Below are 26,453 nucleotides of genomic sequence, written 5' to 3' on the forward strand. Positions count from 1 at the left end.
TTGACGATGAAGATGTATCTCCTCTCGCTCGGGGCCGGGCTGCTCGTCGGCGTTATCTACAGCCTACTTAACGTTCGCTCCCCGGCTCCGCCGGTGATCGCCCTGGTGGGGCTCCTGGGGATCCTCGTCGGCGAACAGGCGGTGCCCCTCGTCAAGCGCCTGACGTCAGGCAATCCGGTCACCGTTTCCTGGTTCCATAGCCACTGTGTCCCGCACGTTTTCGGCGAACTGCCGACCGGGGCCGATCATGATCATGCTGGCGTGCCCGACCGGGCACCGACGCGGGAGATCAGCTGATGCCGACCCGCCGCGGCTTTCTGGGAGCGGCGTCTGCCCTCGCGCTTCCAAACCTGTTTTCACCGGCGCGCGCCGCCAATTCCGCTTCGACCTCAGGAGACAATCCAATGAGCGCCGATCTGATCCTACACAAAGGTTTGCTGACAACGCTTGACCGTACGAATCCGAACGCGACGGCCGTCGCCGTCAAGGACGGCAAGCTCCTTGCCGTCGGGCAGGACCAGGAGATCATGGCGCTTGCCGGGCCTGATACCAGGATCGTCGACCTCAAGGGAAAGCGCGTCCTGCCGGGGCTCAACGACAATCACACCCACGTCGTTCGCGGCGGTCTGAACTATAATATGGAACTGCGCTGGGATGGCGTACGCTCTCTTTCCGACGCGATGGACATGCTGAAACGGCAGGTCACTGTGACGCCGCCGCCACAATGGGTTCGCGTCGTCGGAGGTTTCACCGAGCACCAGTTTGCTGAAAAGCGGCTTCCGACGATCGACGAGATCAATGCGATCGCTCCCGATACTCCAGTATTCCTCCTGCACCTTTACGATCGGGCCCTGCTCAACGCGGCTGCACTTCGCGCCGTGGGCTTTAACAAGGAGACGGCAAACCCTCCGGGCGGCGAGATCACCCGCGATGCCAAGGGCAATCCCACCGGTCTCCTGCTCGCCAAACCAAATGCGGGCATTCTCTATTCGACGCTTGCCAAGGGGCCGAAGCTGCCCTTCGAGTATCAGGTCAATTCGACGCGCCATTTCATGCGAGAGCTCAACCGCCTCGGCGTCACAAGCGTCATCGATGCGGGCGGCGGCTTCCAGAATTACCCCGACGACTACGCCGTCATCCAGAAGCTCGCCGACGAAGGGCAGATGACCGTGCGGCTCGCCTACAATCTCTTCACACAGAAGCCCAAGGAGGAGAAGGAGGACTTCCTCAAGTGGACGTCCTCAGTCAAATACAAGCAGGGCGACGACTTCTTCCGCCACAATGGCGCTGGCGAGATGCTGGTCTTCTCGGCCGCCGACTTCGAGGACTTCCGCGAGCCGCGCCCCGACTTGCCGCCGGAAATGGAAGGCGAGCTCGAAGAAGTGGTACGGATCCTCGCCGAGAACCGCTGGCCCTGGCGGCTGCACGCCACCTATGACGAGACGATAAGCCGCGCGCTCGACGTCTTCGAGAAGGTCAACCAGGATATCCCGCTTTCCGGTATCAATTGGTTCTTCGACCATGCCGAGACGATCTCGGAACAGTCGATCGACCGCATCGCTGCGCTTGGCGGCGGCATCGCCGTGCAGCACCGGATGGCGTATCAGGGCGAATATTTTGTCGAGCGCTACGGTCATGGTGCGGCCGAGGCAACGCCGCCGGTCGCACGCATGCTGAAGAAGGGCGTCAATGTCTCTGCCGGCACGGACGCCACGCGGGTTGCCTCGTATAACCCGTGGGTATCGCTTTCCTGGCTGGTGACGGGCAAGACACTTGGCGGCATGCAGCTCTATCCGCGCGCCAACTGCCTCGACCGCGAAACGGCGCTCCGCATGTGGACGGAGAAGGTGCAGTGGTTCTCAAATGAGGAAGGCAGAAAGGGGCGCATCGAGAAGGGCCAACTCGCCGACTTGATCGTACCGAGCAAGGACTACTTCGCCTGTGCTGAGGACGAGATATCGTTCCTGACCTCCGACCTTACGATGGTCGGCGGCAGGATCGTCTATGCTGCGAACGAATTCGCCAGCCTCGATGAAAACCCGCTGCCGCCGGCGATGCCGGACTGGTCGCCGGTCAGGACCTATGGCGGCTATGCCGCATGGGGCGAACCGGATGGCGCCGGCAGGCATTCGCTGCGGCGAACGGCAATCGCCTCCTGCGGCTGCGCCAACAACTGCGGCGTCCACGGGCATGATCACGCCGGCGCCTGGACATCGAAGCTGCCGATCTCCGATCTCAAGGGCTTCTTCGGCGCGCTTGGCTGTTCGTGCTGGGCTGTGTGAAGACAGCGGACCAGGACATCATCGTCAGCCAAAGCTCCCGGTAAGGATCAAAAATGAAAAAGATCGCTAGCGCAGCGGCGACAACAGCAATGTCAATCTTAATCAGCTCATCGGTCGCTCTCGGCCATGATCCGGCCCGATCAACGGGCAGTTCCCGCCACCCCTGGGCGAAAGTCGTCGTGAACCATCCAACGCCGAAGCTTGGCGCCTATTATAAAGGAGTATCCCCCATACAAATGGCAGCGACCTTGGTGAAGGTAGTCCCGCCCTACGTTGAGTTGAAGAGGCCCGAGAAGGAGCCAAGACGATGAGCATGCCTTCCTTCGAGAACCATTTACCCGCTCCCTTTCGGCGGCGGCGTGCAGACGGGCGTACCCTGTTTCTCGGCCTGCTGGCGCTCTGCTCGGCCTATCTCCAGGGACCGCTGACGAAGATATTCGACTTTCCAGGTGCGATCGCCGAAATGGAGCATTTCGGCCTACATCCGGCGCCGGTCTTCGCCGTCGGCGTGATCGTATTCGAGCTGTCAATGTCCGCACTCATCCTTGCCGGCATCTTCCGCTGGGCGGCCGCGCTTGCGCTTGCCGTCTTCCCGCTCGCCGCGACCTTCATCGCGCTTCGCTTCTGGGAATTGCCGCTGGGCATGGAACGCTCGATGGCGATGAACGGCTTCTTCGAACATGTCGGGCTCGTTGGCGCGTTCACTCTGGTGGCATGGCACGACCTGCGTGAACATGGCGCATCCGGAAAGGGACCGACTTCATGAGTTCTCCATCTGCAACCCCGACGGCTGGCGGGTTCACGCCGCTTCGCCAGAAGACCTTTGCCATTCTCTGGGTGGCGACCATTGTCGGCAACACTGGCAGCTTCATCCGCGATGTCGCAAGCTCGTGGCTTGTCACCGACCTCTCGGACGCACCCGCCGCCGTCGCGGCGGTGCAGGCGGCGGGAACGCTCCCGATCTTCCTCCTCGCGATCCCTGCAGGGGTACTGTCGGACATTCTCGACCGCCGCAAATTCCTGATCATCGTCCAGCTCCTGCTGGCCGCAGCCAGTGTCTGCCTCATGTTGCTGTCCGCCATGGGGCTGCAAACCGTTACCTCCTTGATCGCGCTCACCTTCGTCGGCGGTATTGGAGCGGCGCTGATGGCCCCGACCTGGCAGGCCATCGTTCCCGAACTCGTCCCGAAGCAGGATCTCAAAGGTGCCGTGGCCCTCAACTCACTCGGCATCAACATCTCCCGAGCGATTGGCCCGGCAGTCGGTGGCCTGCTGCTTGCCTGGTTCGGCGCTGCCTTCACCTATGGCATGGACCTCATCAGCTATATTTTCGTCATCGCTGCCCTCATCTGGTGGAGACGCGCCCCTAATGTCGACGACGGCTTGGCCGAACGCTTCTTCGGAGCTTTCCGCGCTGGTCTGCGCTATGCGAGGGCGAGCAGAGAGCTGCATGTCGTACTTCTTCGGGCGGCTGCATTCTTCGCTTTCTCGAGTTCGGTTTGGGCGCTTCTGCCGCTGGTCGCCCGCAATCTTCTCGGCGGCGACGCGGGTTTCTACGGCATCTTGCTTGGCGCGGTCGGCGCCGGTGCCATTGGCGGCGCGCTGGTCATGCCGAAACTTCGCGCAAAGTTCAATGCGGATGCGCTGTTGCTCGGTTCAGTGCTGGTCACGGCTGCCGTGATGGCTGGGCTGTCCTTCGCGCCGCCTCGATCGGTCGCCATACTGGCTCTGCTTGCGCTCGGAGCTGCCTGGATCACTGCGCTGACAACACTGAACGGGGCGGCACAGTCGATCCTGCCGAATTGGGTTCGGGGACGTTCGCTCGCCGTCTATCTCACTGTGTTCAATGGTGCGATGACCGCCGGGAGCCTCGCGTGGGGTGCCGTCGCAGAGGTCGTCGGCGTTTCGACGACCCTTGTCCTCGGCGCCGCCGGACTTGGCGTGGCCGGGCTCATTTTTCATCTCGTCAAGCTGCCAAAGGGCGATGCGGACCTGGTGGCATCCAATCACTGGCCGGAACCTCTCACGGCTGCTCCCGTCGAACATGATCGCGGTCCGGTGCTCGTCACGATCGAATACCGGGTCGACAAAGACGACCGGAGCGATTTTCTGAAGGGACTTGCCAGGCTCTCCGGAGAGCGTCGCCGAGATGGCGCCTATGGCTGGGGTGTCACTGAGGACGCTGCCGATCCGGAAAGAATCGTCGAGTGGTTCATGGTCGAATCCTGGGCCGAGCACCTTCGCCAGCACCGGCGTGTCTCGAAGGCCGACGCCGACGTTCAGCATGAGGTCCGCCGCTTTCACAAGGGGCCGGAGGCGCCCGTAGTGAACCATCTGTTGGCGATAAATCTTCCCCATCCCGGCCGCACCTGAACGCGCGCAAACGCGGCGCGGACGCTTTTATCAAAAAAGACAAACGAAACTGACAAGATGGATCGAGGGCGGTATTTTAGGTTTTGCAGTGCGAGGATGAGGGGCAGAGCAGCCATCAACCGCATTGGTTGCCCCGCGTCAGCATCGCTTCAATACGGATTAGGAGAGAGAAGGATGACCAATCGCAGAACGATACTCAAGGGCACGCTGTCCCTCATGCTGACCGCGACAGCGATGACGACGCTTGCGCCGCTCGGCGTGGCGGCAAAGGCGCCGCAAGTCAAGACCGCTGCCCCAGGCTACTACCGCATGATGCTGGGCGACTTCGAGATCACTGCGCTTTCCGACGGGACGGCGAAGTTTCCGGCAGAGACCCTCTATATTGGTGCCAAAGACCAGATCGCCGGCATGCTAGAGAGGGCGTTTCTCGACTCGCCTGTGGAGCTGTCGATCAATGCCTTTCTGGTCAACACAAATGAGCGGTTGGTGATGATCGACGCCGGCACCGGCGACTTCTTTGGTCCGACTCTCGGTAAGCTCATTCCCAACCTCGTCGCCGCTGGTTATCAGCCAGAACAGATCGACGATATCATCCTGACCCACGCCCACGTCGATCACCTCGGCGGCCTCGTTGCAGGAGATAGGATCGTCTTTCCCAATGCCACGGTCCACCTCAACAGCCGCGACGCCGATTTCTGGCTGAGTGCGGCCAACCGCGACACCGCGCCGGAGGCGAAAAGGGACTTGTTCTCCGCAGCCGTTAAGGCACTAACGCCCTACCGCAATGCGGGCCGGCTGAAGACCTTTTTGGACGGGGCCGAACCGGTGCCGGGCTTTAAGTCAACCCTGCGTGCCGGACACACTCCCGGTCACAGCGCCATCGCCGTCGAAAGCAAGGGCCAGAAACTGGTGTTCTGGGGCGATATCACCCATGGTGACGTCGTCCAATTCGACGAACCGTATGTGACGATCGGCTTCGATGAGGACCAGGCGGCGGCCGCAAGTGCGCGCGATGCTGCCTTCGCCGAGGCCGTCGAGGAGCGATACCTTGTTGCTGGCGCCCATACGCGTTTCCCTGGCATCGGCCATGTCCGCACGGACAGCGACAATTTCGACTGGGTCCCTCTGAATTACAGCGCGACGCTCTGATCCGCGCCTTGGCGCCGCCGCTTCCGGACGCGCCTAAAGAGCCTCTGTATTTCTCCCATGATTGCGATCGCGGCCGGCGCCTTCGCGGCGAAAAACTCTCTCTCAAACCAAAGCAAAGGAACGGTTCCCATGACCCAGAACTTCATCAGGACAGAAGGCGGCGTCGAGATCTTCTACAAGGATTGGGGCTCGGGCCAGCCCATCGTGTTCCACCACGGATGGCCGCTTTCCTCCGACGATTGGGACGCGCAGATGCTCTACTTCGTGAGCAAGGGTTATCGCGTGATTGCCCATGACCGCCGCGGGCACGGTCGCTCGACCCAGGTCAGCGATGGCCATGATATCGCCCATTATGCGGCGGACGTGGCCGCGCTTACGGAGCAACTCGATCTGCGGGACGCGGTCCATATCGGCCACTCCACGGGTGGCGGCGAGGCTCTGGCCTATGTTGCCCGCCATGGAGCGGGCCGCGTCGCTAAGCTGGTGATGGTCGGCGCAGTGCCGCCAATCATGCTCAAGACAGAAGCCTATCCCGGCGGGCTTCCGATGGACGTTTTCGACGGTCTGCGCGCCCAGCTTGCGGCCAACCGTGCTCAGTTCTTCCTCGATCTCCCAGCTGGTCCGTTCTATGGATTCAATCGCCCCGATGCGAAGGTCTCGACGGGCGCGATCCAGAACTGGTGGCGGCAGGGCATGATGGGCAGCGCCAAGGCCCATTACGACGGCATCAAGGCTTTCTCCGAAACCGACTTCACCGATGACTTGAAGAAGGTCGAGGTGCCGACGCTGGTCATGCACGGGGACGACGACCAGATCGTGCCGATCGACAGTTCCGCGCGGCTGGCCGTCAAGCTGCTGAGGAACGGCACGCTCAAAGTCTATGAGGGCTACGCGCACGGCATGTTGACCACTCATGCCGATGTGATCAATCCTGACCTGCTCGCGTTCATCGAGAGCTAGGAAACTGCGGGCCGGCGGCGATGGAGCGTTGTCGGCCTCGCATAACAAGGATGCATTGACGATTCGCGAGCACGCGTGGGAAGCGCGACCTGAGGATTAATTACCGGTGTCTTGGTTTGTGTTGAGGCAAGGATAAAAGGTCACACCTCTTGCGACGAGCCGAGCGGCTGCAATGGGGCTGAGAGGAGCCATTCGGTGCCCCTGCAACGGGTCGAGAGCAGCCGTTCGTGCGTCGGAGGGCGAAACTCGGCGGCCACTAAAAGGTCCCGTTGTTAGCGAATCGATAGCCAAATCCTATCGGACGGCTCATCAGCTCGGCCGGCTTTCGCACTTAAGTATTTGCATTTAAATGGTGATCCCGGCGCGATTCGAACGCGCGACCCCCAGATTAGGAATCTGATGCTCTATCCTGCTGAGCTACGGGACCACTCCGTGCCATGCATACAAAAGGCTTGGCGGGAAGCCAAGCCTTTTCGACATTCTTATCGAGTATAGATGTCACGCGCCCAAACGCTGTTCGGCAAGGCGGACCCAATAAGAGATGCCGTGGGCGATGGCTTCGTCGTTGAAGTCATAGGCCGGATTATGAAGGCCTTCGCTGTCGCCGTTGCCGATGAAGATGAAAGCGCCGGGGCGGGCGTTCAGCATATAAGAAAAATCCTCGCCTCCCATCATCGGATCGATTTCAGAATCGACGTTCGCAGCGCCGGCTATTTCGCTGGCGATGGCAATCGCATGGGTGGTTTCCGTGGCATGGTTTACTGTGACGGGATAGTTGCGATGGAAACTGATATCGGCCTGCGCGCCATGGGCGGCGACTATGCCGTCGATGATCTGCTTCAGGCGTGATTCCGCCAGATCACGGACTTCGGCGTCGAGCGTGCGGATCGTCCCGGCGATTTGCGCGTCGTTCGGAATGACGTTGTGGGCAAAACCGGCATTGAACTTGGTAACCGAGACCACGACAGAACGCAGGGGGTCGGCGCTGCGCGAAGCGATCATCTGCAGATTGGTCACGATCTGCGCACCGATCGCAATCGGGTCGATCGTCCGGTGAGGCTGGGCGGCGTGGCCGCCTCGACCCTTGATCGTTACCGTAAACTCATCCGTTGCCGCCATGATCGCGCCTCGGCGGATTGCAAACTGCCCGACGGCAAGGCCGGGCAGATTATGCATCCCATAGACCTCCTCGATGCCGAAGCGCTCCATCATGCCGTCCTGAACCATCAGGTTGCCGCCGCCGCCGCCCTCTTCGGCCGGCTGGAAGATTACGGCGATGTTGCCGTTGAAATTGCGCGTCTCTGCAAGATATTTCGCGGCGCCGAGCAGCATTGCCGTGTGGCCGTCATGTCCGCAGGCATGCATCTTGCCAGGCGACGTGGAGGCCCAGGGCTTGCCGGTGATCTCCGTCAGCGGCAAGGCGTCCATGTCGGCGCGCAGGCCGATCGTACGGCTGCCTTCCTTCTTGCCCTTGATCAGGCCGACCACGCCGGTGCGGCCGATGCCGGTCACAATTTCGTCAACACCGAACTCCCTGAGCTTGCCGGCAACGAAGGCCGCCGTGTTTTCGACCGAAAAAAGAAGCTCCGGCCGGGCGTGGATATAGCGGCGCCATTCGGCCACTTCGGCTTGCATTTCAGCGGCTCTGTTCAAAATCGGCATACGTAACTTCCTGTCGCGTAATCGGGTTGTCCGGCGGCTTGCGCAACGCTGTGCCGCGGAAATAACTTATTCAATGACCTTTGCCATGTCATGGCCATATAGGCTAAATAGGTGAAGCTTTCGAGATATCCGGGCATCTTAGGAACGAACCGTGTCGACGCGCCAGAAACGTTTGATTTCACTCGCAGCCACCGCCACCGCCGCTCTTTTCTTCTCGGTTCCGCTGGCGCGGGCCAATCCGCACATCCTCGTCGATGTCCAAAACGGCCGCGTGCTGGAGCATGAGGAAGCCTTTCGCAAATGGTATCCGGCATCGCTGACGAAGTTGATGACGGCCTATACGGTGTTCAACGCAATTCGCGCCGGCGAGATCAGTCTCGAAACGCCGATCGTCATCAGCAAGCAGGCAGCTGCCCAGCCGGCTGCAAAAATGTATTACAAGCCGGGGCAGAAGCTGACGCTCGACAGCGCGTTGAAAATCCTGATGATCAAGTCGGCGAACGACGTCGCAGTTGCCGTGGCAGAGGCCGTCGCTGGCACCCAGGATGCCTTTGTCCTGCGCATGAATTCCGACGCAGCAAAGCTCGGCATGTCGGATTCGCATTTCGTCAATCCGAACGGCCTGCCGGGCAAGGGCCAATATACGACGGCACGCGATCTCGCAGTCCTGACGGTCGCGCTACGGCGGGAGTTTCCGCAATATTCGGGCTATTTTGCTCTTGAAGGCTTTACCAACGGCAAGACCAATACGCCGAACATCAATCTGCTGATCGGCCGTTTCGCCGGTGCGGACGGCATGAAGACCGGCTTTATCTGTGCGTCGGGCTTCAATCAGATCGGTTCGGCGACCCGTAACGGCCGCACCATCATTTCGGTCGTTCTGGGCACAGACAGCCTGGCGGCGCGTGCGGACGCGACGGCGAACCTGTTGCAGAAGGGCTTTACCGCACAGTTTCCCGCAGTCGATACCTTGGCTTCGTTGAAGCCATACGGACTGGGGCAGGACCGGGTTGCCGACCTGAGCGCCGATATCTGCAGCGCAAAGGGTGCCAAGGTGCGCAGCGAAACGCGCGACGAGGTCGGCCGCATGAAAGTGCAGTCGCCCTATATCCAGGAAATGGATCACCCGCCGCGTTACGTCTTTGCCGGCCTCATTCCTGGCCAGGATGTCCAGCCGGACAAGATGGCAAAGGCCGAGGCAATCGGCGACCTTGCCAATGTTCCGGTACCGCTGCCGCGCCCGACGTCCTTCTAAGGCAAAAGAAATGAGCATTCATCACGACACAATCCCGGTCACGATTCTGACCGGCTTTCTTGGCGCCGGCAAGTCAACCCTGCTGAACCGCATCCTCAAGGATCCGGCGATGAAGGATGCCGCCGTTATCATCAACGAATTCGGCGATGTCGGCATCGACCATCTGCTCGTCGAAAGCTCGGGCGATGCGATCATCGAGCTTTCTGACGGCTGCCTTTGCTGCACAGTTCGCGGCGAGCTCGTCGATACGCTGGCAAATCTCATGGATGCTGTGCAGACCGGCCGGGTCAGGCCCGTAAAACGTGTCGTGATCGAAACGACCGGACTTGCCGATCCGGCCCCGGTCATGCAGGCGATCATGGGCAACCCGATTATAGCAACCAATTTCGAGCTCGAGGGCGTTGTCACGGTCGTTGACGCAGTCAATGGTCTTCAGACGCTCACAAATCACGAGGAGGCGCGCCGGCAAGTCGCAGTCGCCGATCGCCTCATCGTGTCAAAGCAGTCAATGGCATCCGCCGAGCTGTTGCCGGTGCTGGAGGCGCGGCTGCGTCACCTCAATCCGCGTGCAGTGCCGATGGATGCTGACAGCGCACCTGCCGGTAGCGCGGAGGTTCTCGCAAACGGTCTGTACAATCCGGCAACGAAGATCGCCGACGTCAGCCGCTGGCTTCGCGACGAAGACGAGCATGACGCTCATCACCATCATGGACACGATCACCATCACCATCATGGTCATGACCATCAGGATCCCCATGATGTGAACCGTCACGATGCCTCGATCCGGTCTTTCTCGATTGTCGAAGACAAGCCGATCGATCCGATGGCGCTCGAGATGTTCATCGACCTGCTGCGTTCGGCGCATGGCGAAAAGCTGTTGCGCATGAAGGCCATCATTGCCGTTTCCGACAGGCCGGAGAGACCGTTGGTCCTGCATGGCGTGCAGAGCGTCTTTCACCCGCCCGTGCGCCTTCCGGCCTGGCCCGATCCGGTCGACCGGCGCACGCGAATGGTACTGATCACCAAGGATCTGCCGGAGGATTTCGTGAAGAATCTCTTCGATGCATTCCTCGGAAAGCCGCGGGTCGACACGCCCGATCGCGCGGCTCTCAACGACAATCCGCTCGCCATTCCTGGCATGAAGATCTGAGACTACCTCTTGCGGATCAGGAAACTGTGACCGGTTTCGGTTTTCACCGTTTCCAGTAACTCGTGGCCGTCTTCCGTGCAGAAATGTGGGATGTCGATCAGAGCCAGGGGATCGGTCGTTTCAACCCGGATCAGCGCCCCGATTGCCATGGAAGAAAGCTTGCGGCGGGTCTTCAGCACGGGTAGGGGGCATTTCAGGCCGCGCAGGTCATAGCAAAAGGCGTCCAAGCCGATCAGTTCCTGGCCCAGAATTTCCAGAACGGCTTCTTGCTCGCCTCTGCCGTTTCCTGCGGAGCCGGTTCCGGCGCGAAGGCCAGAGGATTTTTCGTCGGAACCGGGACATTGGCAGGCACGACCGCTGCAACCGCCGTCACATTGTCCTGAGCAGGTGCTGCTGCCGGTGCCGCAGGTGTTGCAGCGGCGGTCGCCGTCGGATTTGCCGCGGGTGCAGCGGGCTTCGACATCATTTCCTCAAGTTCGGATGCCTTGACCATGCGGCCTGCCTCCAGCGACGTGCCGGTCGGAGCATAAGCAAGCTCGCGGCCCTTGCGCTGCTTGGCGACCACGGCCTTGCGCTCGGCTTCGGTTGGGTCGTACCAGGCCATGCCGTCGAATTTCTTTTCGGCCCTGGCGAAGTCGGCTGCGTATGTCTTGTTATAGGCGGCAAGTGCCGACGCCAGCGCCGGAGGCGTGGACATCGCCGGGCACTGGCCTGCAGGATTAAAGGCGCCGCTGCCGTCTGCCAATTGCTGGTTGAAGACATATTTCTTCTCGCAGACATTGACTTCCGGCGGACGCTTGGTGACCTCGAAATTGTCGTAGCCGACCTTCAGCATCTTCCAGAAGTCATAGTTCTGGTTCAGGCGATGCTTGAACATGTTTTCCGCCGTCATGCGGAAGGGGAATGCTTGCAGCTGAACGGTTGTCTGGCCGCCCTTGAAGGCATCGCGCGCGAAAGCGTATATTTCCAGAACCTGCTCGTCGGTCATCGAATAGCAGCCGGAAGACGAACATGCGCCGTGGATCATCAGGTCGGAGCCCGTGCGGCCGTTGACGGCGTCGTACCGGTTCGGAAAGCCGGTGTTGATCGCCAGATAATATTTGGAGTTCGGGTTCAGGTTCGCCCGTGTCAGGTTGTAGAAGCCCTCGGGAGCCTGCCGGTCGCCAGTCTTGACCTTCGGGCCCAGCCGACCGGACCACGCGCAGATCTTGTAATCCGCGATCTTGTCGAAGCGATTGTCCGTCTTTGCCTTCCAAACTTCGAGAGCGCCTTCTTCCTTGAAGATACGGATCATGATCGGGGAATTGCGATCCATGCCCTTCGTTTTCATATCGGCGAGGATACGCGCCGGAAGAGGTTGCTCAACCTTGTTCTTGACCTTCGACAGATCAGTGTGGGTGACCTCCAAAGCGTCGTTGCAGCCGGCAAGAGCCAGCGCCATCAGCGAAACATAGGCAAAATGTCGAATGCGCATTTCCCAACAAGCCCATTAAATCGATAAGACCCGATCCGCGTCCATAAGGTCCGGGCGACCCTAAAATCATAGGCGGCTTATACTTCACAATTTCTTACCAGCCTATGACTTGCCCAAGGATGTCCCGCAAGCGACTGTTACAGATAACATTATTGTGGCCAAGGTTTGGCCGCAATCCGGTCATGCATGCTGGGGAATTAGGCGAGATTCCGTCCCATGGCGAGGAATTTCTGGCGGCGGTCGCTGCGCAACTGCTCGCCCGAACGCGGCGAAAGTTCGGCAAGGGCGCTGGCGATGACATCGCCGGTGGCGGCGATGACGCTGCCCGGATCGCGATGCGCGCCACCGAGCGGTTCGGGAATGATGCCGTCGATGATGCTGAGCGACTTCAGGTCCTCGGCGGTGATCTTCATGTTGGTGGCTGCTTCCCTGGCGCGGGTCGAATCGCGCCACAGAATGGAGGCCGCGCCTTCCGGTGAAATCACGCTATAGATCGAATGCTCAAGCATATAGACCCTGTTTCCGGTCGCGATTGCGATGGCGCCGCCGGAGCCTCCTTCGCCGATGATGACGGAGATGATCGGCACTTTCACGCCAAGGCACATTTCCGTCGAGCGGGCGATTGCTTCAGCCTGGCCGCGCTCTTCAGCCCCGACGCCTGGATAAGCGCCAGCGGTATCGACGAGGGTGACGACCGGAAGGCCGAAACGGTCGGCCATTTCAAGAATGCGGATCGCCTTTCGGTAGCCTTCAGGGCGGGCGCTGCCGAAATTGTGCTTCAATCGGCTCTTCGTATCGCTGCCCTTTTCCTGGCCTATGACGGCAATCGGCTGGCCGCGAAAGCGTGCAAGGCCTGCCTGGATTGCCGCATCCTCGGAGAATTTGCGGTCGCCGGCGAGCGGCGTGAACTCCTGGAAGAGCGTTTTTGCATAATCGACGAAGTGCGGGCGCTGCGGATGGCGAGCGACCTGCGTCTTTTGCCAGGCGTTGAGCTTGGAATAGATATCGACCATCGCTTCGCGGACGCGAACCTCCAGCCGGCCGACCTCATCGGACGTATCGATGCTCTCGTCTTCGGAAGCGAGCTTCTTCAGTTCGATGATCTTGCCTTCGAGGTCGGAGATCGGCTTTTCGAAGTCGAGATAGTTGTGCATGAGGTGCGTTTCCGTTCCTTGTGCCCGGGGCATTTCGCTGGCCTTGCCCCATGTTGCCGGTCCTATTCGTGCTTTTTCGCCTGTTTGGCAAGGGGGTGATGCGTCTGAACCAGTTGCTGCAGCCTTTCTTCAAGGACATGCGTATAGATCTGTGTCGTTGAAATGTCGGAATGTCCGAGAAGTTCTTGGACTACGCGAAGGTCGGCGCCGTTCGCAAGCAGATGGCTTGCAAAGGCGTGACGCATGACGTGCGGCGAGATCATTGATGGCGTCAATCCGGCACGGATCGCGAGGTTTTTCAGTTCACGGGCAAAAACCTGGCGGGGCAGATAGCCTTCCTTGGAGGCTGCCGGAAAAAGCCAGGAACTGTCGACCGGATCCTTCGTCTTGGCATTCTCCTCTTTGAGCGACCGGCCATAGGCCTTCAGTGCAGCCATTGCCGATTGCGATAGAGGTACGAGCCGCTCCTTGTTGCCCTTACCGCGAATGATCAGGAAACGTCCTTCTTGGTCGAGAACGCGTGCCGGCAGCGAAACGAGCTCGCTGACGCGCATTCCCGTGGCGTAAAGCAGCTCCAGAAGCGCCAACATCCGCTGGCGCTGCAATCGGCCGTCCGAGGCATTGTCGGCTTCGGTCTCGGCCTGTGTCAAAAGCCGCGTCACCTCCTCGACACCCATAGTCTTTGGCAGCGCCCGCGCCTTCTTCGGCGCGTCGAGAACGCCTGTCGGATCGTCAACCCGCAGGCCCTCGGCATAAAGGAACTTGTAGAATTGCCGCATGGCTGCCAGCCGGCGAGCCTGGGACGAGGATTTGAAGCCCCGTTTCGAAAGCGAGGAGAGGTAGGCAGCAAGATCACCGGAAGCCGCTTCGCTCAGCCGCACGCTTTTGCCGTTCAGGAATGCATGGAGGTCGTCCAGATCGCGCTCGTAGGATTGCAGCGTGTTCACCGCAGCGCCCCGCTCTGCACTCATCATCTCGAGAAAGGCTTCCACATGGGCGCGGCTCAGATCCTTCATCGGCTCACTTCTTCGCCGGCTTGATCGCGCCAGTTGCCGGCGGGTTGATCCGTTCCGACGGGATGCGGATCGTCACGTCGCGCGGCTGTGGCTCCACGAAGGTCACGAGCGCAACCATACCGCCATAAATCGCCCCAGCGATCATCGCCAGGACAGCCAATAGACGCAAGAGGGTCGGCATTTCGCAACTCCATGAGCTCTGCCTCTTTTATGAAGAAGCGGGTTTGCGTGCAAGAAGCGGGTTTTGAACCATGTTTCCCCGGTCGGCGACTTGACGCTACACCCGCATTTGTCGATACCGTTTGCAAACAAAGTGTGAATGGACCGATGAGTGACCCAGTTCTGAAAGTGGGAGACACCCTGAAAGACAGAGCTCGCGCCGCGCTCGGGTCCCGCAATCTGATCCTCGTTGGCCTGATGGGGGCCGGCAAATCCTCTGTCGGCCGCATCGTCGCCCATCAGCTGGGCATACCTTTCATCGACAGCGACGTGGAGATCGAGCGCGTCTCGCGAATGACCATCTCGGAGCTCTTCGCCGCTTACGGCGAAGATGAATTCCGTGCGCTGGAAACACGCGTGATAAAGCGGTTGCTGAAGAACGGGCCGCGCGTGGTATCGACCGGCGGCGGCGCTTTCATCAATGACCGGACGCGCAAGCACATCAAGAAGAGCGGCCTTTCCGTCTGGCTCAAGGCCGATCTCGAGGTGCTGTGGGAACGGGTCAGCAAGCGCGACACGCGCCCGCTCCTGAAGACCGAGAATCCAAAGCAGACGCTCGAAAACCTGATGAACGCGCGATACCCGATCTATGCCGAAGCCGACATCACCGTGCTGTCGCGCGACGTGCGAAAGGAAGTCATGGCCGACGAAGTGTTGAAAGCCGTGATCGAAGCCCAAACCGAAAGTACCCTGCCATGAATGCGATCACCTCCTCGGCCGAACGAAAGGTTCACGTACCGCTCGGAGAGCGCGCCTACGACATATTGATCGGACCGGGGATGATCGCCAGAGCCGGAGCGGAAATAGCGTCACGGCTGAAGGGTCGCAAAGCCGCGATCATCACCGACGAGCACGTGGCGCCACTTTATCTCGAAGCCCTCGTAAAGAGCCTCGAACGCTCAGGTATCATCTCCGCGCAGCTTGTGCTGCCCGCCGGCGAGAAGACCAAGAGCTTCGAGCATCTGATGAGCGTGTGCGACAAGATCCTGGAGGCGCGTGTCGAGCGGAATGATTACGTCATTGCGCTTGGCGGCGGCGTCATTGGCGATCTTGCCGGCTTTGCCGCAGGCATCGTGCGTCGCGGCGTGCGCTTCGTGCAGGTGCCGACGTCGCTGCTTTCGCAGGTGGATTCTTCCGTCGGCGGCAAGACCGGCATCAACAGCCGACACGGCAAGAACCTTGTAGGCGTCTTCCACCAACCGGATCTGGTCCTTGCCGATACGGATGTTCTCAATTCCCTGAGCAAGCGCGAATTCCGTGCCGGCTATGCAGAAGTCGCCAAATACGGCCTTATCGACAAGCCGGAATTTTTCGCCTGGCTTGAAACAAACTGGAGCGCCGTCTTTGCCGGCGGCTCTGCGCGTATCGAGGCGATTGCCACAAGCTGTCAGGCCAAATCCGATGTCGTTGTCGCTGACGAGCGCGAGAACGGTCCGCGGGCGCTTCTCAATCTCGGCCATACCTTCGGGCACGCTCTGGAGGCGGCCACAGCCTATGAGAGTGCACGCCTGGTGCACGGCGAGGGGGTTTCGATCGGCATGGTCCTCGCGCATGAATTTTCCGCGCGGATGAATCTGGCAAGCCCCGATGACGCCAAACGGGTTGAGAAGCATTTGAAAGAAGTCGGCCTGCCGACGCGCATTTCCGATATTCCGGGCGCTCTTCCGCCGGCTGAAAAGCTGCTCGACGCAATGGCGCAGGACAAGAAAGTGAAAGACGGCAAGTTCACCTTCATCCTGACGCACGGCATTGGCCGGTCGTTCATCGCCGATGACGTGCCGGCTTCCGAAGTGTTGGGCTTTCTCAAGCAAAAAGAGCAGCAATGACACTCGAAGGCACGCTGGCATTTCTTGCGGTTTACTGGCCGGAAATCGTTTCCATCGTCGCACTCGTGCTCATATCAGCCTTCTTCGTTGGTTCGGAGACTGCACTGACGGCGGTCTCTCGCAGCCGCATGCATACGCTGGAAACAAACGGCGAAATGCGCGCCGGTGTCGTGCGCCAGCTGATCGAGCGGCGCGACCGGCTGATCGGGGCGCTGCTGATCGGCAACAACCTTGCAAACATCCTGTCTTCGGCTCTGGCCACAAGCTTGTTCCTCAGTGTCTTCGGCAGCCCGGGCGTGGCGCTTGCAACGCTTGCGATGACGGTGATCCTCGTCATTTTCGCGGAAGTTCTGCCGAAGAGCTGGGCAATCTCGTCGCCTGACCGTTTTGCATTGAGAGCGGCATTGCCAATCAAGCTCTTTGTCGCTGTCGTCGGTCCGATTTCAACCCTCGTCAATGCCGTCGTCCGCCGGATCCTGCGGGCCTTCGGCATCACACTTTCGCGTGAAATCCCGATGCTGACGGCGCACGAGGAACTGCGCGGTGCCGTCGATCTGCTGCATCGCGAGGGTGCGGTGGTGAAGGCCGACCGGGATCGACTTGGCGGTATACTCGACCTTAGCCAGCTTGAACTCTCCGACATCATGGTCCACCGCACCGCGATGCGGGCGATCAATGCAGATGACGCGCCTGAGGCAGTGGTTCGCACGATCCTCGAAAGCCCCTATACCCGCATGCCGCTGTGGCGCGGCACGATCGACAACATCATCGGCGTCGTCCACGCAAAAGACTTGCTGCGTGCGCTGGCCGAGCCGAACGTGGAGCCGGAGAATCTTGATATCGTCAAGATCGCCCAGAAACCCTGGTTCGTACCGGACAGCACCAATCTCGAAGATCAGCTCAATGCGTTCCTGCGCCGCAAGCAGCACTTCGCCGTCGTCGTCGACGAGTATGGTGAGGTGCAGGGCATCGTGACGCTCGAGGACATCCTGGAAGAAATCGTCGGCGATATTTCCGATGAGCACGATATCGATATGCAGGGCGTGCGCCAGGAATCCGACGGCTCGATCGTTGTCGATGGCAGCGTGCCGATCCGGGATCTGAACCGCGCCCTCGATTGGCAGCTGCCCGACGAAGAGGCAACGACAATCGCCGGCCTCGTCATCCATGAATCGATGACGATCCCGGAGGAGCGGCAGGCCTTCACTTTTTATGGCAAGCGCTTCATCGTCATGAAGCGCGAGAAGAACCGCATCACAAGGCTGCGCATCCGTCCTGCCGCGGAGAACGAGACAAAACCGCTCTGAGCCTTATCCGACCGTTCCGTGGCTGGTGAGCAGACGCAGGATCTGCACTTCTTTCGGCAGTTCGATCAAAAATTCGCTGTCGCGTTCGAGGTGGTGGATCTTCGTCGGATCGGTGCCGGTAAAGGTGCTCATCGCCTCAATGTCCTCCCAATATGAGATCGTCACGAATTCGCTTTCCGTTTCGCAGTCTTCGCGAAAGGTCTGGACGCCAAGGGCTTTCTCGATCAGCGGCCTGATGCCCGCTTCGTAGTTGTAGGCTTCGTATTCGTCAGCCTTGGCTCTTTGCGTACGTCCGCGCCAGATGCGGGCAATCGTCGGCTTCGTCATGCCTATTTCCTCCTTGAATGAAAGGAGGGCAAACGCCTATATGAGGGACGTGTTCCGCTACCAGCTGGTTGCTTCGCCGGGGGCGGCGAGCTCCACGGCGAGCGCATGCAGCCCTGCGTCGAGTTCCGGCTTCAGCAGTTCGGTGACGGCGCGGTGGCGGGCGAGCCTCGTCATTCCTGCAAACTTGGCTGAAACGATGCGCACGCGCATGTGGGTTTCACCGGTGCCGGTGAAATCCGGCTGATGGCCGGCATGCAGGCGGCTTTCGTTGATGACGCTGAGGCGCTCGGGGGCAAAAGCTTCGGTCAGTTTTTTTTCGATGCGGGTCTGGAGGGTCACGATTTCGTCCGGTTGCTTCGCAAAAAGGGGGTTCCCACCAAGCCAGCAACATTCGTGTTTGTCAATTCTTGTCGTCGCTTCGCGGCAGGCCCATAATTAGCGCCGTCATGAGACTCGATTCCAAATATTTCGATCGCATCCGCACCCGCCGCAAACGCGAGCAGGAAACCGAGCAGGCTCCTCCGACCTGCCAGTGGGACGGCTGTGATAAAAAAGGCGTGCATCGCGCTCCTGTCGGCCGCAATGCCGAAGGGCAGTTCTTTCTTTTCTGCTTTGAGCACGTCAAGGAGTACAACAAGGGCTACAACTATTTCTCCGGCCTCTCGGACGGCGAAATCGCCCGCTACCAGAAGGAGGCGATCACCGGGCATCGTCCGACCTGGACCGTCGGCGTCAACAAGGCGGCGAAGGACAGCCCACTTCATTCCGACATCCGCTCCGGCGCCTATAGCCGTGTGCGCGATCCCTTCGGTTTCGTCAGTGGCGCCAAGGGCAGCGGTCCGCGCTTTCCCGAGCAACGCAAGTTGAAGAGCCTGGAGGCCAAGGCCTTCGACACCATGGGGCTGCAGGCAAGCGCCACCTCTGCCGAGATCAAGACCCGCTACAAGGAGCTGGTCAAGAAGCATCATCCCGATGCCAACGGCGGCGACCGCGGATCCGAAGAGCGCTTCCGTGCCGTCATCCAGGCCTATCAATTGTTGAAGCAGAACGGTTTTTGTTAGTTCCTGTCCTTGCTCTCCGCCTTCAATCGGGTATGGTCCAAATCGGCTGAGGCCGCAGGCAACCGCGGCATGCATCTGTGCGTTTTGCCAACGCCGCCTTTGCCAACCTTCCGGACGCGGCGTTTCTTGTCCGGGACTTTGTTCCTGAATGCTCGCAAGCGGTCATTTCCCGCCGAGGTTTCGCTTCAGTCCCGGAGAGGTATCGCCGACGTTCCCACCTTGAACGGGCGCAGAACAAGCTGCGGCGTCATGGATGCGAAATGGCCTGAGATAGTATGGCCGGGTGGAAGCACCCGCCTTGGAGACATGATGAGCAAGATTGACCTTGATATTTCCGAGCTTCCAGACACCACCGTTTCGGTCAGGGAGGTCTTCGGAATCGATTCCGATATCCGCGTTCCGGCCTACAGCAAGGGCGATGCCTACGTCCCGGACCTTGATAACGACTATCTCTTCGACCGCGAGACGACGCTCGCCATTCTTGCAGGTTTTGCCCACAACCGCCGCGTCATGATCTCCGGCTACCACGGCACCGGTAAGTCCTCTCACATCGAGCAGGTCGCTGCCCGCCTCAATTGGCCCTGCGTGCGCATCAACCTCGACAGCCATGTCAGTCGTATCGATCTCGTCGGCAAGGACGCCATCGTCGTCAAGGACGGCCTCCAGGTCACGGAATTCAAGGACGGCATCCTTCCCTGGGCTTATCAGCACAATGTCGCGCTTGTCTTCGATGAGTATGACGCCGGCCGCCCTGACGTCATGTTCGTCATCCAGCGCGTGCTGGAATCTTCAGGCCGCCTGACCCTGCTCGATCAGAGCCGAGTCATCCGTCCGCATCCGGCCTTCCGCCTGTTTGCGACGGCAAACACCATTGGCCTCGGCGATACCACCGGCCTCTATCATGGCACGCAGCAGATCAACCAGGCGCAGATGGACCGCTGGTCCATCGTCACCACCTTGAACTACCTGCCGCACGACCACGAAGTGAACATCGTCACCGCCAAGGTGAAAAGCTTCCAGAAGGACAAGAACGGCCGCGATACCGTTTCCAAGATGGTGCGCGTCGCCGATCTGACGCGCGCTTCCTTCATGAACGGCGATCTGTCGACCGTCATGAGCCCGCGTACGGTCATCACCTGGGCCGAAAACGCCGATATTTTCGGCGACCTCGCATTCGCCTTCCGCGTCACATTCCTCAACAAGTGCGACGAGCTGGAGCGCCCGCTGGTCGCCGAGCACTATCAGCGCGCCTTTGGTGTCGAGCTCAAGGAGAGCGCGGCCAATATCGTGCTGGAGGCTTAAGGCCCGTCGATCATGGCATCACGTGGTGACAATTCGAAAGCAAGGCCAAACGGCCCGGTCGACGTCGAGCCCTTGCGGCGCGCGATAACCGGCTGCGTGCGCGCGATTGCCGGCGACGGCGAGGTCGAGGTGACCTTTGCCAACGAGCGCCCCGGCATGACGGCTGAGCGCATTCGCCTGCCCGAGCTTTCCAAGCGGCCAACGGCGCATGAGCTGGCGGTGACGCGCGGTCTTGGCGACTCCATGGCGCTTCGCCTTGCCTGCCACGATGAAAAAGTGCACGCGACGATGGCGCCTCAGGGCTCGGACGCCCGTGCGATCTTCGACGCCGTCGAGCAGGCGCGCGTCGAATCGATCGGCACCCTGCGCATGGAGGGCGTGGCTGCCAACCTGCGGTCGATGACCGAGGAGAAGTATTCCAAGGCGAATTTCACCGGCATCGAGCGGCAGGAGGACGCGCCGATCGGCGAGGCCGTCGCCATGATGGTGCGTGAGAAGCTGACCGGACAGAAGCCGCCGGCCTCTGCGGGAAAGGTTCTCGACCTCTGGCGTTCCTTCATAGAGGAGAAGGCAGGTTCCGAACTCGATGACCTTACAGGCGTCATCAACGACCAGCAGGCTTTCTCGAAGGTGATCCGCCACATGCTCTCGGCCATGGAAATGGCGGAAGAATACGGCGACGACGACAGCGAACCCGATCAGGACAACGAGCAGGATCAGGAAGACCAGCCGAATGGCGACGAGTCGGATCAGGACGAGGTCGATGACGACGCCGGCACTGATGCCGCGCCGGTCGAGGATAGCGAAGTTGCCGACGAGCAGATGGAAGATGGCGAGACCGAAGGCGCCGAGATCTCCGACGACGACATGATGGAAGAGGGCGAGGACGATTCAGAAACACCGGGCGAAACCCGTCGTCCAAACATGCCGTTTGCCGATTTCAACGAGAAGGTCGATTATCACGTCTTTACCGAAGAGTTCGACGAGATCATTACCGCCGAGGAACTTTGCGACGCTGCCGAGCTGGAGCGCCTGCGCGCCTTCCTCGACAAGCAGCTCGCGCATCTCCAGGGGGCTGTCGGCCGCCTCGCAAATCGATTGCAGCGTCGCCTGATGGCCCAACAGAACCGCTCCTGGGACTTCGATCTGGAAGAGGGCTATCTCGATACCGCCCGCCTGCAGCGCATCATCATCGATCCGATGCAGCCGCTTTCCTTCAAGATGGAGCGGGATACGCAGTTCCGCGACACGGTCGTGACGCTGCTGATCGACAATTCCGGCTCCATGCGCGGGCGCCCGATCACCGTTGCAGCCACCTGTGCCGATATTCTTGCCCGCACGCTGGAGCGTTGCGGCGTCAAGGTCGAGATCCTTGGCTTCACGACCAAGGCCTGGAAGGGCGGGCAGGCGCGCGAGAGCTGGCTTGCCGGCGGCAAGCCGCAGACGCCCGGCCGCCTCAACGACCTGCGTCACATCATCTACAAGTCCGCTGACGCGCCGTGGCGCCGTGCGCGCACCAATCTCGGCCTGATGATGCGCGAAGGACTGCTGAAGGAAAATATCGACGGCGAGGCGCTGATCTGGGCGCATAATCGTCTTCTTGCTCGCCGCGAACAGCGCCGTATCCTGATGATGATCTCGGACGGTGCGCCGGTCGACGATTCCACGCTTTCGGTCAATCCCGGCAACTACCTCGAGCGTCATCTGCGCGCCGTGATCGAGCAGATCGAGACCCGTTCGCCGGTCGAACTGCTTGCGATCGGCATTGGTCACGACGTGACGCGCTATTACCGCCGCGCCGTGACCATCGTCGACGCCGACGAGCTTGCAGGTGCCATGACCGAGCAACTTGCTTCGCTCTTCGAAGATCAGGCAGCGCAGTCGCGTGGCGGCCGTTTGAAACGCGCAAGCTGATGCCGAAGGGAATCGGCGCTTGATGATCCGTCTGTCCAGCGCGGCCTTGCTTTTTCTTTGTCTTGCTGGGGTTGATTCGATCGCCGTTGCGCGCGAGAGCGTGGATATCAGCAGCCGCGTCATTTCGACGTTCAAGATTGGCTCCAGCGAGACAAGGTTCGGTCCGCTGGAGTTCCTTGGCGGGCTGGAAATGGTGTCCGGCAACCGGCTTTTCGGATCATGGTCGGCCATCCGTTTCGCGCCCGACCGGCAGCATTTCGTTGGTGTGCTTGATACAGGTCACTGGCTGACCGGCAGCATCGAACGCGATCAGCAGGGAAGGCTCTCCGGTTTGTCCGGCGTTGAAATCACGCCTATGAAAAACGGCAGCGGGGACACGTTCGAGGGCAAGGGACGCATGGATGCGGAGGGTCTTGCCCTCAAGGGCGACAAGGTCCTGGTTTCCTTCGAACAAGACCATCGCGTCGAAGCCTACCCCGATCCCGGGTTTGAAACCTCGCCATCGGTCGGCTCGATCCCCATTCTCGTGCCGGCACGGTCGTTGCGAAGCGGCCGGGGCTTCGAGACGCTGGCGGCTGCTCCGCCCGAGAGCGCCTTAAAGGGCGCCGCCGTCATCATTTCCGAAGAGAGCCGGGATCGGAAGGGAAACAACTACGGCGCAATCCTATCCGGGCCGCTCAAGGGCCGCTTTACGGTGACGCGCAACGGTGATTTCGATCCGACCGATGGCGCCTTTCTGCCAAACGGCGATCTCTTGCTACTGGAGCGTCGTTTCAACATCGCAAACGGCATCGCCATGCGGATCCGGCGCATACCGGCGGCACAGATAACGCCGGGCGCCGTCGCCGATGGCGACATCTTGTTGACAGCCGATTTCGGTTACCAGATCGACAATATGGAGGGCCTCGACACTTTTCAGGCGCCGGATGGCAGCTCGCATGTGATCATCGTTTCGGATGACAACCACTCGATTTTGGAGCGGAACCTCATGCTGGAATTTCGTCTCGCTGAGTAAGGCCCCACCGGAGGCCGTCACTGGCGATCAGCTTGCGCGGGCCTGCTGCATCGGCCGCAGCACGTTCATCAGTGCGCCGTAGGGCAGCAGCATGACAAGGCCCATGATCATCTTCACCGAGAAATCGCTGATCGCCCAGGAGATCCAGCGCGGCGCCTGAGCGGCAAATGCACCGAGGACCGGGGCCTGCTCAAGCGCAAACGGATCGTTCGGGCCGAGGAAGACGAAGAAGGCGGCAAAGGCAAAGGAGAAGAAGATTGCGGTGTCGAGCGCCGAGCCGATCAGCGAGCCGACGAGAGGTGCACGCCACCAGGTCTGGCGGCGAAGGCGATTGAAGACGGCGATATCGAGCAGCTGGCCGGCGAGGTAAGCGGAACCGGAGGCGATCGCGATGCGCGGCACTGACGTGAAAAAGGAAAGCCCGATGCCGACGACAAAGCCGGCGAACACGACCTTGCGCGCCACCTGGGGACCAAACTGGCGATTCGTGAGATCGGTGATCAGGAAAGCGACCGGATAGCTGAACGCACCCCAGGTCAGGATGTCGGCGAGATTGATGCCCGCGACCTCGGCGTTCACCGGAAACTGGACGAGGAAATTCGAAGCCACGACGACGAACGTCATCAAAGCGATGTAGAGGAGGGTATAGCGGCTCTTCAGCATTTTTTTATCCTGGGTGATGCCACCAGTTGGAGTGTCAGGCCGGCAAAGCAAAAGGCTTGTCCGGTATTAGCCGTGCAAGCCTTTGAAGCCGTATGGAAGAAGATGTCGAAGCTTATGCGGCTTCGGCGGTCTTCTTGACGATCTGACGGCGCAGCAGACGAGCGCGCATCGACAGTTCGTTTTCGCTTGCCTTGATCAGGAAGGCATCGAGGCCACCGCGATGCTCGACGGAGCGCAGGGCGGCAGCTGAAACACGCAGACGGTAGCGCTGGCCGAGAGCATCGGAGATCAGCGTAACCTGGCACAGGTTCGGCAGGAACCGGCGCTTGGTCTTGTTGTTGGCATGGCTGACATTGTTACCAGTCAGGACGGCCTTGCCGGTCAATTCGCACACGCGGGACATTGAACACCTATTCTTGTTTTTCTAGACCATCGAAGTGCGATGCCCCGGCAAACGCGGGTCTGCAATCCAACAGGCCATAATTGGAAAGTTGCGGTTCTATAGTCAGACCGGCCGCCCGCGTCAAGCCAAACCTTGGTCTTTCCCGCAATTCTGTCAAAAAGCTCGTGTTTGCTTCTCTTTGCGGTAGGAGTATGGATCGCGAGTGCAGGGCATTGTCTGCCCTTGAAAAAGGCTCTCTTCATGACACATCTGGGCAAGCGGATTTTCCTATCGTCGATTGCAGCGCTGATGTCCATCCCGGCCGTCGCAAGCGAGATCCGTCATCGCACGGAATATAAAGTTGCTCTTGGAATCCTGCCGATTGCGCGCGCCGCCTTCGTTACCCAGATCGACGATGGTCAGCGCTACCAGGTTTCAGGCAATATCAGTTCGGCGGGCCTTGCCGATCTTGTGACGAACATTGCTGCGAAGACCAACGTCACCGGCGTCCTGCGCAACGACCGACTGCAAGCGCAGCGCTACTACCTTTATTACAAGAGCGGCAAACGCGCACGTACATACGAAGTCCGCTACAGAAACGGCGATATCGTCTCCACTACCGTCAAGCCGGAACGGCGCCAGCCCCGCAACTGGGTCGATGTCAAGCCGGGCGACATGCGCTCCGTGCTTGACCCCATCTCGGGATTGATCTTTCCGGCCGATACCAAGCTCTGCTCGCAGCGCCTGCCGATCTATGACGGCGAGATGCGCATGGACCTTGTGCTTTCGCCAAAGGGATCCAAGGAGTTCAAGACGGATGGGTTTTCCGGCACGGCAACCGTCTGCGGCGTACGTTTCGTGCCCCGGTCTGGCTACAGGAAAGGCCGCAAGGATATCGATTATCTGAGCAGAAGCGGCAACATGGAAATCTGGTTTGCAAAGGCGGACGCGGCGAATGTATATGCTCCGGTCTATGTTCGCATTCCGACGCAATATGGAATGGTGACGATTACCGCGGTGAAATACCGTACAAACTGACGGAGCACGGTCTCCGTGAAGGGGGACAGGTGAAGCTTCGGGCGACATTGATCGGGTTCACGGCCATCCTGATGTGGTCGTTTCTGGCGCTCTTCACCACTGCATCCGGCAAGATGCCGCCGTTCCAACTGTCGGCGATCTGCTTTGCGATCGGCAGCATTCCGGGCATTGCGGTGCTGATCCTCAACCCGTCTCGGGTGGCGCTGCTGAGGCAGCCGCCAAAGGTGTGGATCACCGGCATTGCCGGCCTCTTCGGCTATCACTTCCTCTATTTCACCGCGCTTCGCAACGCGCCGGCGGTGGAGGCCGGCTTGATCGCCTATCTCTGGCCGCTGCTGATCGTCGTCGGCTCGGCGTTGCTGCCGGGCGAGAGGTTGCGCTGGTATCACGTGGCAGGCGCGCTCGCCGGGCTCTGCGGCACTTTCCTGATCGTCGGCCGCAACGGCATCGATTTCGACGGTGCCTTTGCGATCGGCTACGGCGCGGCTTTCCTTTGCGCCTTCACCTGGTCCGGCTATTCGCTGCTGACGCGGCGCTTCGATGCAGTCTCGACCGATGTCGTTACCGGCTTTTGCCTTGTGACATCCATCCTGTCGTTCTTCTGCCATCTCGGATTGGAAACAACCCTTTGGCCGCAAACGGCTTTTGAATGGATCGCCGTTGCCGGCCTCGGCTTCTTCCCTGTCGGCGCTGCGTTCTATGCCTGGGATTACGGCGTCAAGAACGGCGACATTCAGATCCTCGGCGCGGCAAGTTATGCGGCGCCGTTGCTGTCGACGCTTGTCCTGACGATATTCGGCTTTGGCGAGCCGAGCTGGCGCATTGCGCTTGCCTGCCTGCTGGTCACCGGCGGTGCAGTGCTTGCGGCTCAGGAAATGTTCCGCCGGAAAGGCGTCGCAAAACAGGTTGTGGCGGCCGAATAGG

At 60.3% G+C, this 26,453-nt stretch carries 27 protein-coding genes and 1 tRNA gene; 17 read left to right on the forward strand and 11 right to left on the reverse strand.

The features are described from left to right. The first annotated feature begins 6 nt into the window (after nucleotides 1-6). From EV130_RS28280 to EV130_RS28305, 6 genes are all read left to right on the forward strand, one after another. Complete coding sequence (locus EV130_RS28280) at nucleotides 7-297, forward strand: XapX domain-containing protein (RefSeq protein WP_074062722.1); 291 nt, start codon at nucleotides 7-9, stop codon at nucleotides 295-297. Further along, nucleotides 297-2,282 (forward strand): amidohydrolase, encoded by a 1,986-nt coding sequence (locus tag EV130_RS28285; protein WP_074062721.1) that lies wholly within the window; start codon nucleotides 297-299, stop codon nucleotides 2,280-2,282. Before EV130_RS28280 ends, EV130_RS28285 begins: the two co-directional genes overlap by 1 nt. 307 nt (nucleotides 2,283-2,589) lie before the next feature. Further along, on the forward strand, nucleotides 2,590-3,048 hold the full coding sequence (locus tag EV130_RS28290; protein ID WP_165918584.1) for a DoxX family protein: 459 nt from the start codon (nucleotides 2,590-2,592) through the stop codon (nucleotides 3,046-3,048). Continuing rightward, the gene (locus EV130_RS28295; RefSeq protein WP_132662356.1) at nucleotides 3,045-4,655 is read left to right on the forward strand and encodes an MFS transporter; all 1,611 of its coding nucleotides are present in this window, start codon (nucleotides 3,045-3,047) and stop codon (nucleotides 4,653-4,655) included. Before EV130_RS28290 ends, EV130_RS28295 begins: the two co-directional genes overlap by 4 nt. A 174-nt stretch (nucleotides 4,656-4,829) precedes the next feature. Then, nucleotides 4,830-5,804, forward strand: a complete 975-nt coding sequence (locus tag EV130_RS28300) for an MBL fold metallo-hydrolase (RefSeq protein ID WP_132662358.1) — start codon at nucleotides 4,830-4,832, stop codon at nucleotides 5,802-5,804. A gap of 129 nt (nucleotides 5,805-5,933) precedes the next feature. Further along, on the forward strand, nucleotides 5,934-6,764 hold the full coding sequence (locus EV130_RS28305; RefSeq protein WP_074062717.1) for an alpha/beta fold hydrolase: 831 nt from the start codon (nucleotides 5,934-5,936) through the stop codon (nucleotides 6,762-6,764). 350 nt (nucleotides 6,765-7,114) lie between these two features. On the opposite strand, the gene EV130_RS28310 is transcribed toward EV130_RS28305, so the two are convergent. Continuing rightward, nucleotides 7,115-7,191: transfer RNA gene (locus tag EV130_RS28310), tRNA-Arg, on the reverse strand. A 71-nt stretch (nucleotides 7,192-7,262) separates the two neighbouring features. Continuing rightward, nucleotides 7,263-8,426, reverse strand: a complete 1,164-nt coding sequence (locus EV130_RS28315) for a M20 aminoacylase family protein (RefSeq protein ID WP_074062716.1) — start codon at nucleotides 8,424-8,426, stop codon at nucleotides 7,263-7,265. A gap of 151 nt (nucleotides 8,427-8,577) precedes the next feature. On the opposite strand from EV130_RS28315, the gene EV130_RS28320 reads away from it, so the two are divergent. Together EV130_RS28320 and EV130_RS28325 are read left to right on the forward strand one after the other, a co-directional pair. After that, nucleotides 8,578-9,681 (forward strand): D-alanyl-D-alanine carboxypeptidase family protein, encoded by a 1,104-nt coding sequence (locus EV130_RS28320; RefSeq protein WP_074062715.1) that lies wholly within the window; start codon nucleotides 8,578-8,580, stop codon nucleotides 9,679-9,681. Nucleotides 9,682-9,691: 10 nt separating this feature from the next. Next, nucleotides 9,692-10,831: a CobW family GTP-binding protein gene (locus EV130_RS28325; RefSeq protein ID WP_074062714.1), complete on the forward strand. Its 1,140-nt coding sequence runs from the start codon at nucleotides 9,692-9,694 to the stop codon at nucleotides 10,829-10,831. Nucleotides 10,832-10,833: 2 nt separating this feature from the next. Here EV130_RS28325 and EV130_RS28330 read toward each other — a convergent pair whose 3' ends face one another. From EV130_RS28330 to EV130_RS32760, 5 genes are all read right to left on the reverse strand, one after another. After that, a complete protein-coding gene (locus tag EV130_RS28330; protein ID WP_074062713.1) occupies nucleotides 10,834-11,058 on the reverse strand; it encodes a sulfurtransferase TusA family protein in 225 nt (74 codons plus the stop codon). A gap of 5 nt (nucleotides 11,059-11,063) precedes the next feature. Further along, a complete protein-coding gene (locus EV130_RS28335; RefSeq protein ID WP_074062712.1) occupies nucleotides 11,064-12,305 on the reverse strand; it encodes a L,D-transpeptidase family protein in 1,242 nt (413 codons plus the stop codon). Nucleotides 12,306-12,502: 197 nt separating this feature from the next. Next, nucleotides 12,503-13,459, reverse strand: coding sequence for an acetyl-CoA carboxylase carboxyltransferase subunit alpha (locus EV130_RS28340; protein ID WP_074062711.1), 957 nt, complete (start codon nucleotides 13,457-13,459; stop codon nucleotides 12,503-12,505). A gap of 62 nt (nucleotides 13,460-13,521) precedes the next feature. Further along, a complete protein-coding gene (xerD, locus tag EV130_RS28345) occupies nucleotides 13,522-14,475 on the reverse strand; it encodes a site-specific tyrosine recombinase XerD (protein WP_074062710.1) in 954 nt (317 codons plus the stop codon). A gap of 4 nt (nucleotides 14,476-14,479) precedes the next feature. Then, nucleotides 14,480-14,656 (reverse strand): hypothetical protein, encoded by a 177-nt coding sequence (locus EV130_RS32760; RefSeq protein ID WP_165918585.1) that lies wholly within the window; start codon nucleotides 14,654-14,656, stop codon nucleotides 14,480-14,482. Nucleotides 14,657-14,802: 146 nt separating this feature from the next. On the opposite strand from EV130_RS32760, the gene EV130_RS28350 reads away from it, so the two are divergent. Genes EV130_RS28350 through EV130_RS28360 form a run of 3 tightly spaced genes read left to right on the forward strand, consistent with a single transcriptional unit; the run spans nucleotide 14,803 to nucleotide 17,827 of the window. After that, nucleotides 14,803-15,393, forward strand: coding sequence for a shikimate kinase (locus EV130_RS28350; RefSeq protein ID WP_074062709.1), 591 nt, complete (start codon nucleotides 14,803-14,805; stop codon nucleotides 15,391-15,393). Next, nucleotides 15,390-16,520, forward strand: coding sequence for a 3-dehydroquinate synthase (gene aroB / locus EV130_RS28355; RefSeq protein WP_074062708.1), 1,131 nt, complete (start codon nucleotides 15,390-15,392; stop codon nucleotides 16,518-16,520). The genes EV130_RS28350 and aroB overlap by 4 nt, the downstream gene beginning before the upstream one ends. After that, the gene (locus EV130_RS28360; RefSeq protein WP_074062707.1) at nucleotides 16,517-17,827 is read left to right on the forward strand and encodes an HlyC/CorC family transporter; all 1,311 of its coding nucleotides are present in this window, start codon (nucleotides 16,517-16,519) and stop codon (nucleotides 17,825-17,827) included. The genes aroB and EV130_RS28360 overlap by 4 nt, the downstream gene beginning before the upstream one ends. A gap of 3 nt (nucleotides 17,828-17,830) precedes the next feature. Here the strand turns inward: EV130_RS28360 and EV130_RS28365 are convergent, their stop codons facing one another. Further along, on the reverse strand, nucleotides 17,831-18,154 hold the full coding sequence (locus tag EV130_RS28365) for an antibiotic biosynthesis monooxygenase family protein (protein WP_074062706.1): 324 nt from the start codon (nucleotides 18,152-18,154) through the stop codon (nucleotides 17,831-17,833). Nucleotides 18,155-18,211: 57 nt separating this feature from the next. Next, nucleotides 18,212-18,496, reverse strand: a complete 285-nt coding sequence (locus EV130_RS28370) for a BolA family protein (RefSeq protein ID WP_196776338.1) — start codon at nucleotides 18,494-18,496, stop codon at nucleotides 18,212-18,214. A gap of 104 nt (nucleotides 18,497-18,600) precedes the next feature. Between EV130_RS28370 and EV130_RS28375 the strand changes: the two genes are divergently transcribed. The 4 genes from EV130_RS28375 to EV130_RS28390 all read left to right on the forward strand — a co-directional run bounded on the left by EV130_RS28375 (nucleotide 18,601) and on the right by EV130_RS28390 (nucleotide 23,446). Continuing rightward, on the forward strand, nucleotides 18,601-19,215 hold the full coding sequence (locus EV130_RS28375; protein ID WP_074062704.1) for a J domain-containing protein: 615 nt from the start codon (nucleotides 18,601-18,603) through the stop codon (nucleotides 19,213-19,215). 309 nt (nucleotides 19,216-19,524) lie between these two features. Continuing rightward, nucleotides 19,525-20,517 carry a cobaltochelatase subunit CobS gene (cobS, locus tag EV130_RS28380; protein ID WP_022718065.1) on the forward strand — a complete coding sequence of 331 codons (993 nt, stop codon included), beginning with the start codon at nucleotides 19,525-19,527 and terminating at the stop codon, nucleotides 20,515-20,517. A 12-nt stretch (nucleotides 20,518-20,529) separates the two neighbouring features. Continuing rightward, the gene (gene cobT / locus EV130_RS28385) at nucleotides 20,530-22,431 is read left to right on the forward strand and encodes a cobaltochelatase subunit CobT (RefSeq protein ID WP_074062703.1); all 1,902 of its coding nucleotides are present in this window, start codon (nucleotides 20,530-20,532) and stop codon (nucleotides 22,429-22,431) included. 22 nt (nucleotides 22,432-22,453) lie between these two features. Then, entirely contained in the window at nucleotides 22,454-23,446 is a 993-nt protein-coding gene (locus EV130_RS28390; RefSeq protein WP_132662360.1) for an esterase-like activity of phytase family protein, read from the forward strand. A gap of 27 nt (nucleotides 23,447-23,473) precedes the next feature. On the opposite strand, the gene EV130_RS28395 is transcribed toward EV130_RS28390, so the two are convergent. Then, on the reverse strand, nucleotides 23,474-24,109 hold the full coding sequence (locus EV130_RS28395; protein ID WP_132662362.1) for a queuosine precursor transporter: 636 nt from the start codon (nucleotides 24,107-24,109) through the stop codon (nucleotides 23,474-23,476). 112 nt (nucleotides 24,110-24,221) lie between these two features. Further along, nucleotides 24,222-24,512: a 50S ribosomal protein L28 gene (rpmB, locus tag EV130_RS28400; RefSeq protein ID WP_022718069.1), complete on the reverse strand. Its 291-nt coding sequence runs from the start codon at nucleotides 24,510-24,512 to the stop codon at nucleotides 24,222-24,224. Nucleotides 24,513-24,752: 240 nt separating this feature from the next. Between rpmB and EV130_RS28405 the strand changes: the two genes are divergently transcribed. Together EV130_RS28405 and yddG are read left to right on the forward strand one after the other, a co-directional pair. Continuing rightward, nucleotides 24,753-25,529 (forward strand): DUF3108 domain-containing protein, encoded by a 777-nt coding sequence (locus EV130_RS28405; RefSeq protein WP_074062700.1) that lies wholly within the window; start codon nucleotides 24,753-24,755, stop codon nucleotides 25,527-25,529. Nucleotides 25,530-25,558: 29 nt separating this feature from the next. Further along, nucleotides 25,559-26,452, forward strand: a complete 894-nt coding sequence (gene yddG / locus EV130_RS28410; RefSeq protein WP_074062699.1) for an aromatic amino acid exporter YddG — start codon at nucleotides 25,559-25,561, stop codon at nucleotides 26,450-26,452. Nucleotide 26,453 lies beyond the last annotated feature (1 nt).

It is taken from the genome of Rhizobium azibense, from assembly GCF_004342325.1.
Taxonomy (GTDB): Bacteria; Pseudomonadota; Alphaproteobacteria; order Rhizobiales; family Rhizobiaceae; genus Rhizobium; species Rhizobium etli_B.

What these genes read in the sequence shown, in the direction of transcription:
- EV130_RS28280 (WP_074062722.1), top strand. Translation starts at nt 7, where the DNA reads ATGAAGATGTATCTCCTCTCGCTCGGGGCCGGGCTGCTCGTCGGCGTT.
- EV130_RS28285 (WP_074062721.1), top strand. Translation starts at nt 297, where the DNA reads ATGCCGACCCGCCGCGGCTTTCTGGGAGCGGCGTCTGCCCTCGCGCTT.
- EV130_RS28290 (WP_165918584.1), top strand. Translation starts at nt 2,590, where the DNA reads ATGAGCATGCCTTCCTTCGAGAACCATTTACCCGCTCCCTTTCGGCGG.
- EV130_RS28295 (WP_132662356.1), top strand. Translation starts at nt 3,045, where the DNA reads ATGAGTTCTCCATCTGCAACCCCGACGGCTGGCGGGTTCACGCCGCTT.
- EV130_RS28300 (WP_132662358.1), top strand. Translation starts at nt 4,830, where the DNA reads ATGACCAATCGCAGAACGATACTCAAGGGCACGCTGTCCCTCATGCTG.
- EV130_RS28305 (WP_074062717.1), top strand. Translation starts at nt 5,934, where the DNA reads ATGACCCAGAACTTCATCAGGACAGAAGGCGGCGTCGAGATCTTCTAC.
- EV130_RS28315 (WP_074062716.1), bottom strand. Translation starts at nt 8,426, where the DNA reads ATGCCGATTTTGAACAGAGCCGCTGAAATGCAAGCCGAAGTGGCCGAA.
- EV130_RS28325 (WP_074062714.1), top strand. Translation starts at nt 9,692, where the DNA reads ATGAGCATTCATCACGACACAATCCCGGTCACGATTCTGACCGGCTTT.
- EV130_RS28335 (WP_074062712.1), bottom strand. Translation starts at nt 12,305, where the DNA reads ATGCGCATTCGACATTTTGCCTATGTTTCGCTGATGGCGCTGGCTCTT.
- EV130_RS28340 (WP_074062711.1), bottom strand. Translation starts at nt 13,459, where the DNA reads ATGCACAACTATCTCGACTTCGAAAAGCCGATCTCCGACCTCGAAGGC.
- xerD (WP_074062710.1), bottom strand. Translation starts at nt 14,475, where the DNA reads ATGAAGGATCTGAGCCGCGCCCATGTGGAAGCCTTTCTCGAGATGATG.
- EV130_RS32760 (WP_165918585.1), bottom strand. Translation starts at nt 14,656, where the DNA reads ATGCCGACCCTCTTGCGTCTATTGGCTGTCCTGGCGATGATCGCTGGG.
- EV130_RS28350 (WP_074062709.1), top strand. Translation starts at nt 14,803, where the DNA reads ATGAGTGACCCAGTTCTGAAAGTGGGAGACACCCTGAAAGACAGAGCT.
- aroB (WP_074062708.1), top strand. Translation starts at nt 15,390, where the DNA reads ATGAATGCGATCACCTCCTCGGCCGAACGAAAGGTTCACGTACCGCTC.
- EV130_RS28360 (WP_074062707.1), top strand. Translation starts at nt 16,517, where the DNA reads ATGACACTCGAAGGCACGCTGGCATTTCTTGCGGTTTACTGGCCGGAA.
- EV130_RS28365 (WP_074062706.1), bottom strand. Translation starts at nt 18,154, where the DNA reads ATGACGAAGCCGACGATTGCCCGCATCTGGCGCGGACGTACGCAAAGA.
- EV130_RS28375 (WP_074062704.1), top strand. Translation starts at nt 18,601, where the DNA reads ATGAGACTCGATTCCAAATATTTCGATCGCATCCGCACCCGCCGCAAA.
- cobS (WP_022718065.1), top strand. Translation starts at nt 19,525, where the DNA reads ATGAGCAAGATTGACCTTGATATTTCCGAGCTTCCAGACACCACCGTT.
- cobT (WP_074062703.1), top strand. Translation starts at nt 20,530, where the DNA reads ATGGCATCACGTGGTGACAATTCGAAAGCAAGGCCAAACGGCCCGGTC.
- EV130_RS28390 (WP_132662360.1), top strand. Translation starts at nt 22,454, where the DNA reads ATGATCCGTCTGTCCAGCGCGGCCTTGCTTTTTCTTTGTCTTGCTGGG.
- EV130_RS28395 (WP_132662362.1), bottom strand. Translation starts at nt 24,109, where the DNA reads ATGCTGAAGAGCCGCTATACCCTCCTCTACATCGCTTTGATGACGTTC.
- rpmB (WP_022718069.1), bottom strand. Translation starts at nt 24,512, where the DNA reads ATGTCCCGCGTGTGCGAATTGACCGGCAAGGCCGTCCTGACTGGTAAC.
- EV130_RS28405 (WP_074062700.1), top strand. Translation starts at nt 24,753, where the DNA reads ATGACACATCTGGGCAAGCGGATTTTCCTATCGTCGATTGCAGCGCTG.